General features: G+C 56.9%; 13 protein-coding genes. 3 read left to right on the plus strand and 10 right to left on the minus strand.

Annotated elements, in window-relative coordinates; translation table 11 throughout:
* From tsaB to BQ9843_RS01965, 10 genes are all read right to left on the minus strand, one after another.
* Positions 1-693 (minus strand): tRNA (adenosine(37)-N6)-threonylcarbamoyltransferase complex dimerization subunit type 1 TsaB (gene tsaB / locus BQ9843_RS08840; RefSeq protein WP_230205538.1); only part of this gene is annotated, 693 nt, incomplete at its 3' end.
* The gene (tsaE, locus tag BQ9843_RS01925) at positions 680-1,183 is read right to left on the minus strand and encodes a tRNA (adenosine(37)-N6)-threonylcarbamoyltransferase complex ATPase subunit type 1 TsaE (RefSeq protein WP_075843651.1); all 504 of its coding nucleotides are present in this window, start codon (positions 1,181-1,183) and stop codon (positions 680-682) included. The genes tsaB and tsaE, both read right to left, overlap by 14 nt.
* Positions 1,184-1,825, minus strand: coding sequence for a uracil-DNA glycosylase (locus tag BQ9843_RS01930; protein ID WP_075843652.1), 642 nt, complete (start codon positions 1,823-1,825; stop codon positions 1,184-1,186).
* 9 nt (positions 1,826-1,834) lie between these two features.
* Positions 1,835-2,986: an alanine racemase gene (alr, locus tag BQ9843_RS01935; protein ID WP_075843653.1), complete on the minus strand. Its 1,152-nt coding sequence runs from the start codon at positions 2,984-2,986 to the stop codon at positions 1,835-1,837.
* A gap of 1 nt (position 2,987) precedes the next feature.
* Positions 2,988-4,604: a bifunctional ADP-dependent NAD(P)H-hydrate dehydratase/NAD(P)H-hydrate epimerase gene (locus tag BQ9843_RS01940; protein WP_075843654.1), complete on the minus strand. Its 1,617-nt coding sequence runs from the start codon at positions 4,602-4,604 to the stop codon at positions 2,988-2,990.
* Positions 4,605-5,120 carry a holo-ACP synthase gene (locus BQ9843_RS01945; RefSeq protein ID WP_075843655.1) on the minus strand — a complete coding sequence of 172 codons (516 nt, stop codon included), beginning with the start codon at positions 5,118-5,120 and terminating at the stop codon, positions 4,605-4,607.
* Between the two features lie 291 nt (positions 5,121-5,411).
* A complete protein-coding gene (locus tag BQ9843_RS01950) occupies positions 5,412-6,119 on the minus strand; it encodes a tetratricopeptide repeat protein (protein WP_075843656.1) in 708 nt (235 codons plus the stop codon).
* Positions 6,120-6,138: 19 nt separating this feature from the next.
* Positions 6,139-7,086 carry an indoleacetate decarboxylase activase gene (locus BQ9843_RS01955; protein WP_075843657.1) on the minus strand — a complete coding sequence of 316 codons (948 nt, stop codon included), beginning with the start codon at positions 7,084-7,086 and terminating at the stop codon, positions 6,139-6,141.
* A gap of 90 nt (positions 7,087-7,176) precedes the next feature.
* Positions 7,177-8,511, minus strand: coding sequence for an MFS transporter (locus BQ9843_RS01960; RefSeq protein WP_075843658.1), 1,335 nt, complete (start codon positions 8,509-8,511; stop codon positions 7,177-7,179).
* 141 nt (positions 8,512-8,652) lie between these two features.
* Complete coding sequence (locus BQ9843_RS01965) at positions 8,653-11,289, minus strand: indoleacetate decarboxylase (protein ID WP_075843659.1); 2,637 nt, start codon at positions 11,287-11,289, stop codon at positions 8,653-8,655.
* Positions 11,290-11,838: 549 nt separating this feature from the next.
* Here BQ9843_RS01965 and BQ9843_RS01970 point away from each other — a divergent pair.
* Genes BQ9843_RS01970 through BQ9843_RS01980 form a run of 3 tightly spaced genes read left to right on the plus strand, consistent with a single transcriptional unit; the run spans position 11,839 to position 15,444 of the window.
* Positions 11,839-12,573: a LuxR family transcriptional regulator gene (locus BQ9843_RS01970; protein WP_022387533.1), complete on the plus strand. Its 735-nt coding sequence runs from the start codon at positions 11,839-11,841 to the stop codon at positions 12,571-12,573.
* A complete protein-coding gene (locus tag BQ9843_RS01975; protein WP_075843660.1) occupies positions 12,570-14,555 on the plus strand; it encodes a HAMP domain-containing histidine kinase in 1,986 nt (661 codons plus the stop codon). Before BQ9843_RS01970 ends, BQ9843_RS01975 begins: the two co-directional genes overlap by 4 nt.
* Positions 14,533-15,444: a response regulator gene (locus tag BQ9843_RS01980; RefSeq protein WP_075843661.1), complete on the plus strand. Its 912-nt coding sequence runs from the start codon at positions 14,533-14,535 to the stop codon at positions 15,442-15,444. The genes BQ9843_RS01975 and BQ9843_RS01980 overlap by 23 nt, the downstream gene beginning before the upstream one ends.
* Positions 15,445-15,697 lie beyond the last annotated feature (253 nt).

Below are 15,697 nucleotides of genomic sequence, written 5' to 3' on the forward strand. Positions count from 1 at the left end.
CAGGCGCGTGTAGATGGGCAGCACACCCGCCGGGTCACCGTCACCCGTGGCCTCGCTGCGCAACAAGCCCTCCCCCGAGGGCCACCACAGCGAACGCTCCAAGCAACGGGCGGCTTCGTCTTCGGCAAGCAGTTTGCCATAACGGACAAGGCCATCGCCCATCAGACGAATCTTTGCCCAGTCGGCACGCTCGCGCCATTCGTCCAAAGCAACAGCGGCCTTAACCACGCGCTCGCGGTCAAACAGGCGCTGTGGGCCCGTCTCGTCAATGCGATACAGCGCTGGATAAACCTCGCCGCGCATGGCATCGGCGAGCACGCCCACCAGGCCGCGCTCGCCCGCACGCCAGGCGGTCCAAGCACAAGCGTCGAGCGTCGAGGCCCCCAACAGCGGTACATTTGCTCCGCAGGCCAGACCCTTTGCCGTGGAAATGCCAATGCGCACGCCTGTAAAGGAGCCCGGGCCGCGACCCACAACAATGGCATCGACATCGGCGATGCCAAACCCCGCCTCGGTAAGCGCCGCCTGCACGGCGTTCACCAGCTCCACGTTGGCGTGGCGCCGGCACATATGGTCGCGAGAAAGCATCTGCTCCTCGCCCGTCTCAAGATCGGTCCAGCGCAGGGCGCAGACCAGCATATCGGTCGAAGTATCAATCGCCACGGTAAGGGCGCGTTTGCTATTCAGCGTCATCTTTTACAGCCTTGTCAATCTGCCTAGCCAGCTCTTCTGCTCTCGCACCGTACGGCTTTAAAACAACCGTACGCTTATTCTCGTCATCCGCATCTCTCGAAATCACAACCGAGAGGTACTCGTCGCACAGCTCGTCTTGGAACTGCTCGCCCCATTCAAGAAGGCAGGCGCCCTCATATCCCAGCACGTCAAAAATGCCGGTATCCTCCAGCTCATAAGCATGCTCAAGGCGATACAGGTCAAAATGGAACAGGGGGATCCTGCCGCCATCATGCACGGCCATCAGGGCAAACGTGGGACTCGTCACCGGATGCTCGTCGCCAAGGCCGCGGCTCACGCCCTTGGTGAAGTGCGTCTTGCCCACGCCAAGGCCGCCCGTGAGCACAAGGATGTCGCCATCCGCGAGCGCCGGTGCCACAAGCTCGCCGAGATGCTCGGTATCTGCCGCGCCCGCACTCTCATAGCGCAGAGCTTCTATTCGTTTGAGCATCTATCTCTCCGCTTCCTGTTCCTTATTGTTGTCCACCGTAGATGCCGCGTGGCGCGCCAGGTAGTCTCCCAGCATGCAAAAGTCCTGTTCCAGTAGCTTTTGCCATTCCGGGTTGCGCAGGGCAGCGGCGGGATGGAATGTAGGCATGACTACAAAGTGGCCCATCTGATGAAAGCGCCCGCGCAGGCGCGTGATGCCTATCTCGGTCTTAAGGACAAAATGCGTCGCAGGATTTCCCAGCGTAACGATAACGTCCGGCCAGATGCTTCGGATCTGCTCGCGCAAAAACGGCGAGCAGGCAAGCACTTCTTCTGGACGTGGATTGCGATTTCCCGGAGGACGACATTTGAGCACGTTGGCGATATAGACTTCCTCGCGCGTCAGACCCGCCAAAGACAGGATGCCGTTAAGGTCCTCGCCCGCAGCGCCCACAAAGGGCTCTCCTTGCAGGTCTTCATTGCGACCCGGCGCTTCGCCCACAAACATCACACGTGCATGAGGATTGCCCGTGCCAAAGACGATCTTGGTCCTCGTTTGGCACAGCTGGCACAGGCGGCAGTCGCCAAGCACCGCCCGAATCTCGTCGAGCGTTACCTCGCGCGGCTTTTGGCGCGTGTGCCCCGGAATCTGCATGACACCCATGAGCGACCTCTACACGTAAACCTTGTCGAGGCGCATGCCAAAGCCACATGCCACCTCGTAGTTGATGGTTCCGCGCAAGCGCGCCATCTCGTCCATGGTGATCTCGGCATCGCCATCGCGACCGATGATGGTCATCACGTCCCCGTAGTTCGCCTCGGGCATGCGGCCCATCGAGGTCTCGGAGATGGCGACCATGCATTGATCCATGCAGATATTGCCCACCTGACGAATGCGCTCGCCCTGATAGAGAACGTCCATGCGATTGGAAAGGGTGCGCGAGAGGCCGTCGGCATAGCCAATCGGCAGCGTGCAGATTTGCACGCGCGTCCGGGGCACGCGATAGGTAAAGCCATAACCCACGCCCTCGCCCATGGCAGGATGCGCCACACGCGTTACGCGAGCGCGAACGCTCATTACTGGGTCGAGCGGGAAGATCGGACGCGTTGTCTCGCAGGGCTGCAGGCCATATAGACCGATGCCCGCACGGATCATGTCGTAATGGGTCGACGGGTCCAAGATAGACGCTGGCGTGTTGTCGCAGTGAACGATGCCGCATTCGAAGCCGGCATCTTTCATGGCAGCAACTGCTTCGTCAAAGCGCTTGCACTGAAGCTTGTAGTCCCAACCGCTCTGCTCGTCGGCGGTGGCAAAATGCGTGAACACGCCGTCGCACTGAATACCGCGATGGAAGTGGATCGAACGGCGGAACTCGATCACATCCGCGTAATGCACGCCAATGCGATTCATGCCCGTCTCGATAACCATATGGTACTTGCCAATCTTACCCAGCTGCGACGCACGCTCGCCATACGCAAGAGCAAACTCAAAGGTATAGACCGAAGGCATGATGTCATGCTCGAGCAGCAGGTCGATAGACTCGGCAGGAGGCTCGCTCAACAGCAGGATGGGCGATACGATGCCGCCTTCGCGCAGCTCGATGCCTTCCTTGACCGTGGCTACAGCAAACATATCGGCACCGGTCGCATACATGATCTTGGCGCAGGCAACGGCACCGTGGCCGTAAGCGTCGGCCTTGACCACGCAGCACAAGCGCTGACGTGGGTTCAGCAGGTTTTTAAATGCGCGCGTGTTGCGACGCAGCGCACCTTGGTTGATCTCGACCCAGGACCAGCGGTCTTGCGGCAGCCTTGAGATGGCCATCTTACTCCCCCTCGGAATCGAGCGCGCCCAAGTCCTTAAGCGCCTCGTTCTCCACCAGTTGCATGGCTTCGCCGATATAGTCAATAAGGTCCGTGGCGATCACGCTTTTCTCGCCATACTCGGCAGCAGCGGCAAAACCGGTATACGAATGAATCGAGACTGCGTAGGAAAGAGCGAGCTCCCACACGTCGACCTCAGCATGGAGCGTGGCGATGGTGCCGGAAATGATACCGGCAAGAACGTCACCCGAGCCCGCCGTGGCAAGAGAGGCAGGGCCGCTTGCGGGAATCAAAACGCGCTCGACGCCAACAACCGCCGTGGTTGGCCCCTTGCAGACGATAACCATGTTGTCCGACCCGCCGGCCCACAAAATCTTCTGGGCGGCATCGATAGCGGTGCCCAGATCGTAGACCTCGTCCTCCTCCCCCACCAAGCGCGAAAGCTCGCGATAGTGCGGGGTCATAATAAGCGGCGCCTCGCGACGATACATGTCAGGGGTCTTCTCAATGCCATCGATTGCGATGCGCGAAAGGCAGTTGAGGGCGTCGGCATCGAGCACCAGAGGAACATCGAGCTCAAGCAGGCCGGTCACAACCTGCATGCAGCCCGCGCTTGTCGTCATACCAGGGCCGCACAGCACGCAGTCGTACTTCTTTGCAAACTCGCACACGATGGAGCGGGCGGCCGCGCCAAACGCACCGCGAGAATCGGACGGAATAGCATGAACCGGAACCGAAGGAAGCGCCATGCGAATAAGGTTGGCGCAAGCATCGGGGGCGGCCACCGCCACATACCCCGCGCCGGCACGCGCCGCCGCCTTCGCCGCCATCATGGCAGCGCCGGGGTAAGATGCAGAACCTGCAACTACCAGAACGGAGCCACGCGAATACTTGTCAATTGAAGCCGGAAGACCGGTGATGTAGTCGATGAGGTCGCCTGCCTGGACAATCTCGGCTGCGTGATCGACGTCGCCAATCACCTCGTCAAGCTTGTCGTACAGCTCGCCTACCTGGATGTCGCCCACGTACTCGGGGCCGTCACCACTATAGAGACCAATCTTAGGGGCAAGCATCGTCAGCGTCTTGTCGGCACGAATGCAGCAGTCCTCGACAACGCCCGTCTGCGCGTTGAGGCCCGAGGGAACATCGGCGGAAACAACAAACGAAGACAGTTCGTTTACGGCTGGAATCCAAATGCTAAAAGGAGGACGGGGCGCGCCGTGAAAGCCCGTCCCCAAAATGGCATCGACGATCACGTCCGCCTGCTCGCCAAGCTCCATCAGCTCGTCGCGCGAGGGACCAATGACCACGTTGACGTCACGGCCAGCGGTGCGGCGAGCGACATGACGTGCAAGGGCACTTGGAATCTCACTCGGATCGACCGGCGAGACAACATCGACATGGATATCTTTCTGCTGAAGAATATCCGCAGCAACCCAACCGTCACCGCCGTTGTTGCCAAAACCGGTCAACACGAGCACACGGCTTGGATGCTCGGCTTCGACAACCGAAGCGAGAAGCTCTCCTGCGTGCTCCATAAGCTCTGCCTTCGAAGTGCCCTCGCGCTCGATAATGTCTTCGAGTCGAGTAACTTCCTCGATGTTCAAAATCGGCTTCATCTAGCGCTCCTCATTCTCAAGAGCCTCATCGCCGCTCTGGACGCGCTCGAGCTCGTCGAGAACCGAGCGCGCCTCCCTAAACGATTGCGCGATGCGCTGTTTTTCATCCTGTGCGGTCTGTTTTGCCTTAGGGCGCGTCTCTTCGGTCAGGGCCATGGCATTGGCGATGGCAAGATCGCCCGTTGCAGAAAGCGAGAGCGCAAACTCAACAATGCCGCGCTCCTCCGCCAGCTCTTTTGCCCGTCCGACCAAAAGAACCGCGGGACGGCCATTTTGCCCAGCCGTAACCGAAACATCCTTGCGACCAATGCCCTTAAAGCCCGTGCCCAGCGCCTTGAGCACCGCCTCGCGGGCAGCAAAGCGACAAGCATACTGAGCCATGGGGCGAGAGGAGGTTTCGCAAAACTCAACTTCCTCGGTCGTGAAAACGCGAGCGAAGAACCCAGGCGTAACCTGGCGGATACGCTCCATGCGAGAAATCTGAACAATATCGACGCCGACGCCGGCCTCTGCCATCACGACCCCCTTTGGCAATCAAATAGAACCATTTGTCTATTGTATCCACTCAAGAGGAGCTACGGGGTGGGCATACAAGAATGATGAAGGGCATCGAAGCAAATCCAGCACCATCACCGGCACCCCATACAAAATGAGGCAGGCGTGACCGTGCGAGGTACATGCACGATCACGCCTGCGCTTTAAGATATAGCAGAATGGAGGTCTGCCCACGAAGCAAGAAGCCTAAAAGAGGGACACGGCGCAAACTCGGGGAAGGCCGCCAAACACTATACGTAAAGAAAGTGAGAGCTACTCGTTTTCGATAGTGATGGGGTCTTGAGCGAGCGAGCTAGAGCAGCCGCAGCAAGCGGACTTGCTCATCTCGTCATAGAACGCCTGGACACCCTGGCCAAACTCGGTATCGAGAATGCCCTGCTGCCTGCAAAGGTCCAGCGCCTCCGAAAGGGCGTTTACGGCCTCGCCGCGATAACCGCGCTCGAACTGCACGGCGCCCAAATCAAAGAGGCAGGCGATGAGCGGCTCGCCCTGGCCGTAAGCACGTGCGACCTCCTTTGCGCGTTCAAGATACTTGATCGCGGTCTCGAAATCGCTCATCAGGCGCGACTCATGGCCAATACCGACGCAGGCATCGTAGAGCAACGGGCTGGGATCCTCACCCAACACCTCGCAGAGTTCCATGAGAATCTCGCGAGCCTTCTGATGCTCGGCCATGGCGCTGTACACGCGTGCAAGGTTGGTCTTGATGCTCACGACCTCATTGCTCTTTGGACCGTGGGCCGAAGCAAAGTAAGCAGCAGCGTTGGAAAGGGCGTCAATCGCCTCGAGGTGCATGCCGCGCTTCATAAAGCAAACACCCATCTCGTTTTGGACAACGGCGTGCATCTCGGGGTTGCCAACCGTCTGCTCCATCGCAGTGTTGAACAGCTCCTCTGCAGCTTCCCAGTCCTCGTTGGCGTAGATGCCGTCAACCTCACGGTAAAAATCTTTGATATCCATGTTGGTCTCCAGTCTTAACCTAGTTGATGATGCACTTCACGCCGTGGCTCTCGATGATATCGGCCAGCTCGCGCATGCGCGCATCGCTGGGCGGCTGAACATCGGGAAGCAGGTACGTCGAACCCAAGCGCTCATGCTTGGTAACGCCAAGCTTGTGATAGGGCAGGATGTTCATCGTCGGGAAGTGGCATTCGGCGGCGAACTTCGCGATACCGTCGATGTTTTCGTCCGAATCGGTATATCCGGGGATGATGGGAGTCCTGAGCACCATGCGCTCGGGGCAACGCTCGCCAATCAAGCGCAGGTTCTTGAGAATCACATCGTTGCTCGCTCCCATGATGCGCTTGTGCGCCTCGGGATCGATAATCTTGCAGTCGGTGTAATACAGGTTGATGTAGGGCATCACGCGCTCGAGGTTTTCGGGCGGAACGCAGAGCTCAGACTCAAGAACAACGTTGTATGCCTTTTCATGACACCTGCGGAGAAGCTCCTCGAGGAAATCGGGGTGAAGCAGCGGATCGCCACCAGAAACGGTCACGCCGCCCTTGGCTCCGTAGACAACCGAATCACGTTCGATCTTTGCCATAACGTCATCGACGGTCATGAGCTCGCCGGCAACCGAGAGCGCTTCCTGGAAGCAAGCGTTCACGCACTCATGAGTGGTGCACTTGTCGCACTTCGAGCGATCGTGGCGAACATGACCGTACTTGGCGATTTCCTCGGGGTCCGTCACCGCAGTCACTGCGCCATGGGGGCAGACCTTGGCGCAGAACATGCAGCCCACGCACTTCATCTTGGTGTAGAGGAGCTGTGGGGTGCCCTTCTGGGATTCGGGGTTTGCACACCAGGGACAGCGCAGCGTACAACCCTTGAAGAAGACGTTCGTCCTGATGCCGGGTCCATCATGGGTAGAAAAGCTCTGGACATCGAAAATCATCGCTTGGAGCTTACCGTCTTCAGTCTTCATCATTTGTTCCTTCCAGATCAGGGCTGCTAGTGAAAAGCGCACCCGAGCAGTCTGCCCGGGTGCGCCAGAGGGGCAGGATGTAGTCTGTTGCTACTCTCCCCAAACCTCTTCACGAGTGGGTTGTTTGACGATGTTCACGAAGACCAGGGCAAGCAGATAGAAAATCGTTGCCAGCCAAATGGCAACAAAGTAGCTGCCCGTAACGTCGCGCAGGAAGCCTGCGATGTACGGGCCAAGGCCTGCGCCACCGGCCATGCCGAGGAGGGAGACGAGGCCCCAGCACTGCGGCATTTCTTTGCGACCAAAGACAACACCGACCGTACCGGCAATCGACGGAATGTAGATGCCGTAGAAGAAGCCAAAGACAACTGCGTACACGACGAAGGCCCAGACAGCGCTGCCACCATCGGCGGTCAGGCGCACGCCGTAGTTCAGCCAAAGAGCCATGGCAGCGCAGCCGATGTATGAGAAGGTCAAGACGCGCTTGCGAGCCTTGAGGGGATCGCCCATCTTGGCGGTGAGCTTATCGGTGAAACCGCCGACTGCGATAGCGCTGAAGATGAAGACCAGGCCGATCAGGCAGTAGATATACGTAGCGGTCATCTTGTCATAACCCAGGTCACCCGTGGTGTACTGAATGGCGTGGGAGAAGACGATAAACTCAGCGAAGTTGGAGCAGAACCACAGGATGGAGAGAATCCAGAAAGCCTTGTGCTTAACAGCCCACTTGAAGGGGACGTAGAACTCCTCGGTCTTCTTCTCGGTGCCCTCGGAAGCAGCAGCCTGGCGAGCCATGAAAGCATCGAAACCGAGCGGCTTTTGGCCCACATCCTCGGGCTTCATAATGGTGAACTGAGAAGCGATACCGATGCCGACGATGAGGATGATTGCGAAGACCCTCATCATCGTCTGCCAGGACTGGCCAGCGATGAGGTTCATGGACACGATCGGGCCAAGGCACATAGCAGCGCCGGCGGCAGCGGTGGTCAGGCCCATCGCGATACCGAGCTTATCGATGAACCACTGACGAACCATCGAGGTAACGGGGGCCCAGAAAGCACCGGAGCCGATACCAGCGATGACGCCGTAGAAGAGCCAGTACTGCCAAGGCTCAGTGGAATAGCTGCAAAGGAACAGGCCGGCAGCCATGATGCAGCCGTGGAGCAGGTAGGTCTTGCGGGGACCGAGCTTATTGATATAAGTACCGGTCAGGAATGCAAAGATTCCGTAGAAGACCATGAAGAGGGACGAGCCCAGAGAAACAACACCCGTAGACCAACCAGTACTTGCGCACATGCCTTGGATGAGAGTTGCAAAGGATCCGCGAACCATCATGTGGCAAAGCACAATGACGACGGCGGCGACGGTAACAGACCAACCGGAGAATTTCAGATTGGAATTCCCGGTGTTAGAATTCGCTTCCATCTCTATTACTCCTAGGGGTAGGATGGGAGAAGCGCTCGATCCAAGACAGGGGCGGTATCTCCCGTTGATAGATGAGAGCGTGCTCAAAAGGTGGCGCCCGGCTAGCGTCCAAACACACCGGGCGCCACACTTATGCAACGCTTAGAGGCTCTCGTACTCAGTACGAGCGATGACCTCGTCCTGGATGGGCTTACCAAGCTCGTTCCAGTAGGCGGAGAAGCCTGCAACGCGGACCATCAGATCGCGATAGTTCTGCGGCTTGTCCTGAGCATCGCGGAGCATCTTGGAGTCGACGATGTTGAACTGGACGTGATAGCCACCCATGCGGAAGTAGCTGCGGATGAACTCGACGAAGTTCTTAGAGCCCTCGTCGCCGCGAATCGCAGAGGGATGGAACTTCATGTTGAGCTGCACCGAGGCGAACGGGGTGGAGTCAAGCTTAACGCCGGAGCGAATCAGAGCGATCGGGCCGTTGACGTCGGTACCAGGCGAAGCGGAGAGGATGCCGTCGCAGAGGGTAACGCCAGCGAGGCGGCCGTCCGGAGTAGCGCCGGTCACGCGGCCGTGAGGTCCGTGAGCGGAGATGGACAGAGCAGCGGTGATCCACCTGTAGCCGTTGTAGGTGATCTCAGAGCCGGTGACGCGATCGTAGTCCTGCCACACCTTGACAAAGATGTCGTCGACATAGTCGTCATCGTTGCCAAACTTCGGGGCGTTGAGGATGTCGCGGTGAATCTGAGCGTACTTCATGTGCTTCTCAGGATCGATTTCCTGGTTGAGCATGGAGAAGTTGCCCTTCTCGGCGCCGAGGACGAAGCCGAAGTTGTGGTCCATAGCATCCATGAACTCGTCAATGGTGTACTTCTTGTCATCCCAGATGAGCTTCTTCATAGCGGCGAGGCCGTTAACGACGTTGACGGTACCGGAGTCAAGAAGGGTAACGGAAGCGTTGTAGCGGCAACCGAGGTTGTCGACCGGGCGACCGTTCTCGATGCAGTCATGCATCAGGATGGAGCCCATGATCTTCGGGTGGATATCGCGCTGGCAGGCCACGACCTCGTTCCAGTAGCGCATGTAGACCTTCATGAAGTGCTCACGGATGGTCACGAAGTTGTTCCACAGATCGTCATAGGTCTTGACAGGCTTGATGCCCTCCATGACCTTGATGCCGGTGCGGGGGTCAACGCCCTCGTGCAAAGCGAGCTCGATGGTCTTGCCCTCGTTGTAGAAAGCGGGGTGAGCGATCGGGTGGCCGGTGCCGGCGAGGCCGTTCTCGACGCAGCCGGAAAGTGCACAGTTGCGAGCGTCCTCGAGGGTGATATTCTCGTCGGCATAGCACCAGAGGTTGTGCTCAACCATCTGCTCATAGTTGTACCATGCGGGATAGCCGTTACCGGCCTTGGTGCACTCGGCGGCCTTGAGAGCGAGGCTATCGCTGGTCTTGTTGGAGAGCAGGATGGAAAGGGTCGGCTGCGGGGTCGGCATGTTGATACCGGCCTGGAGGATGAGCTCCTCAAGCTCGTTGTCGGTGCACTGACCGGTCACGGGGTCGAGACCGCCAACTGCCATGTTCATGAAGGAGTTGGAGGAAGCCATTGCTGCCCACAGGGACGGAGTGATGTACTCCTCGGTGGAGCACTTGATGCGGATGAGCTCCATGGCCTCGAGCGCCTGCTCCTTGGTGATCTTGCCCTCTGCGAGATCCTTCTCGTAGTAAGGCTCGAGGAGCTTGCCCCAACGACCGGGGGAAACGCCCAGAGCGAGGGAGTCGGACATAACGAGGATGTGAGCGGTCCACAGGGCCTGGAGGGCCTCCATGAAGTTGCGAGCAGGCTCGGCCGGAACGTGCTCAAGGCGCTCAGCCATCTCGAGCAGCTCGGTCTTGCGGGGCTCCTCGGCGGTCTCAGCGAGACGACGGGCCTCCTTGGCATAGTTGTTTGCCCAAGCGATAGCGCCCTCGCAAGCGTAGATGCAGCCCTGCCAGAAGAAGACCTTGTCGGCGACCTCCTTGGTGGTCACGACGGTCTTGGCAATGTTCTCCTTGCACTGCTCGATAACCTTGTTGAAGCCACCCAGAGCGACGTCGTAAGCCGGGATCCAACGGCCGTCACAGCCAGCGTGCAGGCCGGAACCGGGGAACAGGCCGACCTTCTTGGCGTTGATGTAATCCTCATAGCCGTCAAAAGCGGTCTTCATCCAGTCCTCGGAGACGTTCTCGACGCAGCGAGTCTTCCAGTAGTCCAAGACGTCGAGCATCGGCTGGACTTCTTCCTCACGGATGGAGAAGAGCTGACCAACGGGGGTCCAGCCTTCCTCGTCCACGGTGTGAGCCTCGTCGCCGCCCTCGACGGAATAGAGCTTAGCCTCTTCCTTCTGATCCTCGGCCTGGGTCAGGAACGAAATCATGAAGTCGGTAGCGAACTGCGGAACCTGGGTAGCACCGCGGTCATAGCGGGTCTTGGACATGGTGATGAGCTCGTCCTCGCGGATAACCGGAGTGAGGTGCTCAAGCATGTACTTGAAGGACAGACCGCGACGGACGTAAAGCGGCTTGCCCTCATACTCACGCCATGCCTTGGTGTAAGCGATCGGGGCCTCCATGTCCATCTTGCACTTGGCGTTCATGAAGCGTTCCTTCATGCGCTTGGTGCGGTCAGTGGAGGGAACGCCCTTCACTTCTTTCTCGACGAACTCGTCGCCTTGCTGAGTGCCACTATCGGCAGGCCAGGTCGCGGTCTTGCCGGTCTCGAGCATCTCTAGTACCAAAGACTCCTGCATGATTCCTCCTACAGAGCTTTCCTTCCCGAGGACATTCGCTCCTCGGGTCTGACAGGTTCCATTACAGAGGAATCACCAAGCGATTGTAATTGGCTTTTCGTTCAGACTTCTGCCGAATTTCTACTGTGGAGTAGTCCTTTAGTCCTAGCGCATTTGAAGAACTTAGAACTTTAGTTTAGGTTTTTATTAACCCGGGCCAAAATCGGGGGGGGTAGATGAGGCGATTTTTCTAGCATCTTGCAAACCGTCCTTGCAGATCTTAAAACGCTGACCTCAGCCAGAAATACCACTAGATGGTTTTATAAAGCCCGTTAACCAGCCTATTTGTTGCGGTTCGCCTATCAATCAAAGGGTTTTGCTGTCGCCACGCCCCAAAAAGTGCAAATGAGAAGCAATTTTAAATACCGCGGTCCACTTACCGACGATATTCCACCATTACGGTTTTTAATGCTCCCTATAAAGCGCCATGAAACATAATTGCAATGATTCAAATCATTGAATATCGCGTACGGCAGAATCGCAAGCCCTTACGCACAGTTTGGAGACCGAGTGGCAGATCAAGAACATAACGCGCTGCGTTTTCTAGCCAAGCTCCAGCAAGTACAAGACCAATACTCCGGATTTTTCTCGGCGAGCATTCGACTTTTCGACAGCAAGGCAGAAGAACGACTCACCATCGAGTCAAACGGCAGCCCGATGTGCATGAGCAAGCGCTGCGAGTCCAACAGCTTTTGCCAGTCATATTGCGAAAGGGTCATCAAGGCCCCTGAGCCCTTCCAGGTATATACCTGCCCTTACGGTCAGCTCATCGCCATTGGCAGGCTCACCGTTCCCACCCAGTACTTGCCTTCTTCAGACGCAAGCCCCACGTATTATCTGCAGATTGTCGACCGCAAACCCGCACGAGAAGGCGCAAGCGACAGCACCGACCCTCTCGGTAGCCTCATGAACGGCACCGATCACCAGCGACGTCTCGACTTTGTCGAACGTGCAAAGGTTATCTACAGCGCCTACTCGCTCGCTTTTGATTTTGCCGGCAACGAAAGCGGCCCCGAGAGCGGTAACCGCGTCTATCAAGAACAACGGGCAGAGATACTCGAGGGCCTTACCAAACGCGAGCGAGAGGTGCTCAGGCTCGTCTGCACTGGCCTTTCCAACCAGCAGATTGCCGATCAGCTTGTTATCACTGAGCATACCGTCAAATTGCACATCGGGAACATCCTGAAGAAGACCGGCCTAACCAATAGAACCCAATTGGCGATTTTGGGGTTGGAGCTCCTGTGAAACGTCGTCTGAAGATCTCAACCTATATCAACATAAGCATGGCCTTCGTCCTGACGGTCGCGCTTGCCCTCTTTGCAATTGTCGGCGCGGTCCTTCTTAGGTCCGCATCCGTCGACAATACCGTTTCCAGCCTTCAGGTTGCGCTTCAAACCGCCTACGACCGAATGGAGCTCAAAGACACCTCGGAGATTCTGCGCATTAGCGAAGTCCTCTCCTATGAGGACATCAATGGCTACTTTGCCAACAGAAATGAGAAGAAGCTCTCCAAGGTGCTCAATCGCTGTGCGCCCATCGATATGGGAACCCCCTACACTCTCGCCGTCGATAGCGAAGGCATCGTGCTAGCGAGCAATGCGCAACCCGCCGGAACCGAATGGCCCCTCTCCGGACTCCTCGATACTTTGGGAAAGCAAACTGATGCAATCACCAGCACGGAGCTCATCTCAAAACAGGAGCTCTCTGTTTGCTACCCCTCATTCAAAGAGAACGCCGAGATTCACATCGATGAGACGCATTCCCTTTACGACGCGTACGTTCGTATTGTGGCATACCCGATTTACTCGCCAGACAGCACATTTATGGGAGCCATCGTCGAAGGTTACCTTCTGAACAACAATCAACAGCTACTCAGCGATTTTTCATCCATCGTATCCGACGCGTATCTCTCAATTGGCACTTCCGACGGCATGAGAATCTGCTCGAATATCCAGACGGAAGACTCCGCGTTCTTCTATCCCGCCGGTACGCAACAGATGCAGGGCCTCGTCGATGCCGTCAACGATGGTGACACTTGGCGCGGCGTTGTAACGATGGATGACGGAAAAGTCGGAGTCGTCGTTGCCGGATCGATGGAAAACCAAGCCGGCGACGTCATCGCCAACTTGGGCGTAGGAATGCCCGTTACAAGCATTCCAGGAATCTCTACATCACTTCTCACGACACTGGGAATTGCCTTTGTTGTCATTCTCTTTTCGGCGGCGTTGATTGGAAACGTGCTCACGCGCATCATCACCAAGCCAATCGCAAGTCTTGAGGCCAACGCCAAGGCTGTTTCGACAGGAGAATTCCCGGAGCTTGAAAGCATTCGCAACCGCGCGATTCTGCCTCGCGAATTTGCCGAATTAGCCGATGATCTGTATGCCATGGCAGACGCTTTGACCCGCGAGAATCAGCGACTCGAAGAAAAAGTCGACAAGCGTACCGAAGAGCTTGTGACCACCATCGCAGAGCTGCGCGAGACCAACCAATATAAGTCACAATTCCTTGCAAATATCTCGCATGAGCTAAGAACGCCCCTTAACTCAATCATCGGCTTCTCATCGCTTCTTCAGGATGGACTTGCCGGCAAGATGAACGAGAAGCAGCATGATTACGTTGGCATCATCATCCAGAGCGGCAATCATCTGCTTGGATTGATCAACGACCTGCTTGACCTTGTACGGATCGATACTAATAAAAACAAGGTTACGTATACCGATGTCGACCTCAAGCGCTTCATCGAAGACACTGCCGCAACCATGCATCCCCAGGCAAATGAGAAAGACCTGGCTCTGACTGAGGTCATCTCCCTTCCTAACGGCAATTTGGCTGTACGCTGGGATGAGTCCAAGATGCGCCAGGTGCTCATCAATCTCATCGCCAATGCCATTAAGTTCACGCCGCACGGCGGATCCATTACAGTCGCCTGCTGCTCGGCTAAGGGCGACATGGTTGAAATCAAGGTTATCGACAATGGCATCGGCATCGAAGATGACATGAAGGAACAGGTATTCCTTGCCTTTGAGCAAGCCGACAATAGCTATACGCGCATATACGAAGGCGTCGGGCTTGGCCTTGCTATCACAAGAAGTATCGTATCCCTGCATCACGGACGCGTATGGATTGAAGATACCGCCGGAGGGGGAACCACAGTCCATATGATTTTGCCCATGGATGCCGAGACCACAAAGGAGGATGATAATGCAGAAAATCTTGGTTGTTGAGGACGACGCACCGAGCTTGATTCTTACCACAGAGGTCTTAAAGAACTATAAGTACGACGTTGTTTCGGCCGTTGATGGCGAGCAGGCTCTCGAAGTTGCAGAACGTGAAAATCCAGATCTCGCCTTGCTTGATGTCATGCTTCCCGGTCTCAACGGATTTCAAGTTTGCGAACGCTTGCGCTCAATGCCGCAATTCCGCAACCTGCCAATCCTCATGCTCACCGTTCTCAACGAGGACTCGCACCGCTTTAGGGCGATCGAGGCGGGAGCTAATGGCTTTTTGACAAAGCCATTTAAGCAGGTCGAACTCATTATGAGGATAAAGGCCCTGCTCACAGCAAGTGAAGACACTTCTAAAATGATTCCGCTCAACAGCGCGATCACCGCTTTTTTGACTGCCTTGGAACACAGACGCCCAGGATCTGTCACAAGCAGTAGAAGATGCGCCAACCTTGCAGAACACCTGGCCATGGTCTCCGCCGTCACCGACAAAGCCGCGGAAAAGCTGCGCGTGGGCATCATGTTGAGGGATATCGGCTTTATCGCATGCAGCGACGAGATTGCCCATAAAGATGATACCGACCCCAATTTAAACGAACACACCATTCGCGGTCTGGAGATTATCAGCGGGTTGAACGACGAGCTGGTCGAAGCAATCGTCCGATATCACCACAGCACGCTCAAGAGCAGCGACTACCCAACGGGCCTTCCGCCCGACGTTCTTCAGTGCGTGAACATCGCGCTTGTGTGCAACAGGCTGGAAGAGCTTGTATATGGGCCCGACCCCTGCCCCAAGCAGGAAGCGCTCGAGGCAATCCGAGCCGAAACTCAAGAAGGGTATTGGCCGGAGGAAGAGGCCGAACTGCTGGCGAGGCTGCTGGGCAACTAGTCAGCGGAGTGTAGACAGCGCTGCGAGAGGGGCCCGCACGGGCCCCTTCTTGATCGCGGGGCACGGGAATCGCCGGGTGTTTTTCACAACAACTAAATTTAGGATTTCACGACTAATTTCTTTCGGGTTTCACCGTTTTGCAAAGGTGCCGCACCCTTTCTTCGCTAACTGTCCGATCTTCCCATCATCAAGGCTTCCTCGAACCTTCTGCTCTGCCCGCCGAACTCAACCAGCCGACCATGATGCATGATCC

It is taken from the genome of Collinsella bouchesdurhonensis (assembly GCF_900155365.1).
Taxonomy (GTDB): Bacteria; Actinomycetota; Coriobacteriia; order Coriobacteriales; family Coriobacteriaceae; genus Collinsella; species Collinsella bouchesdurhonensis.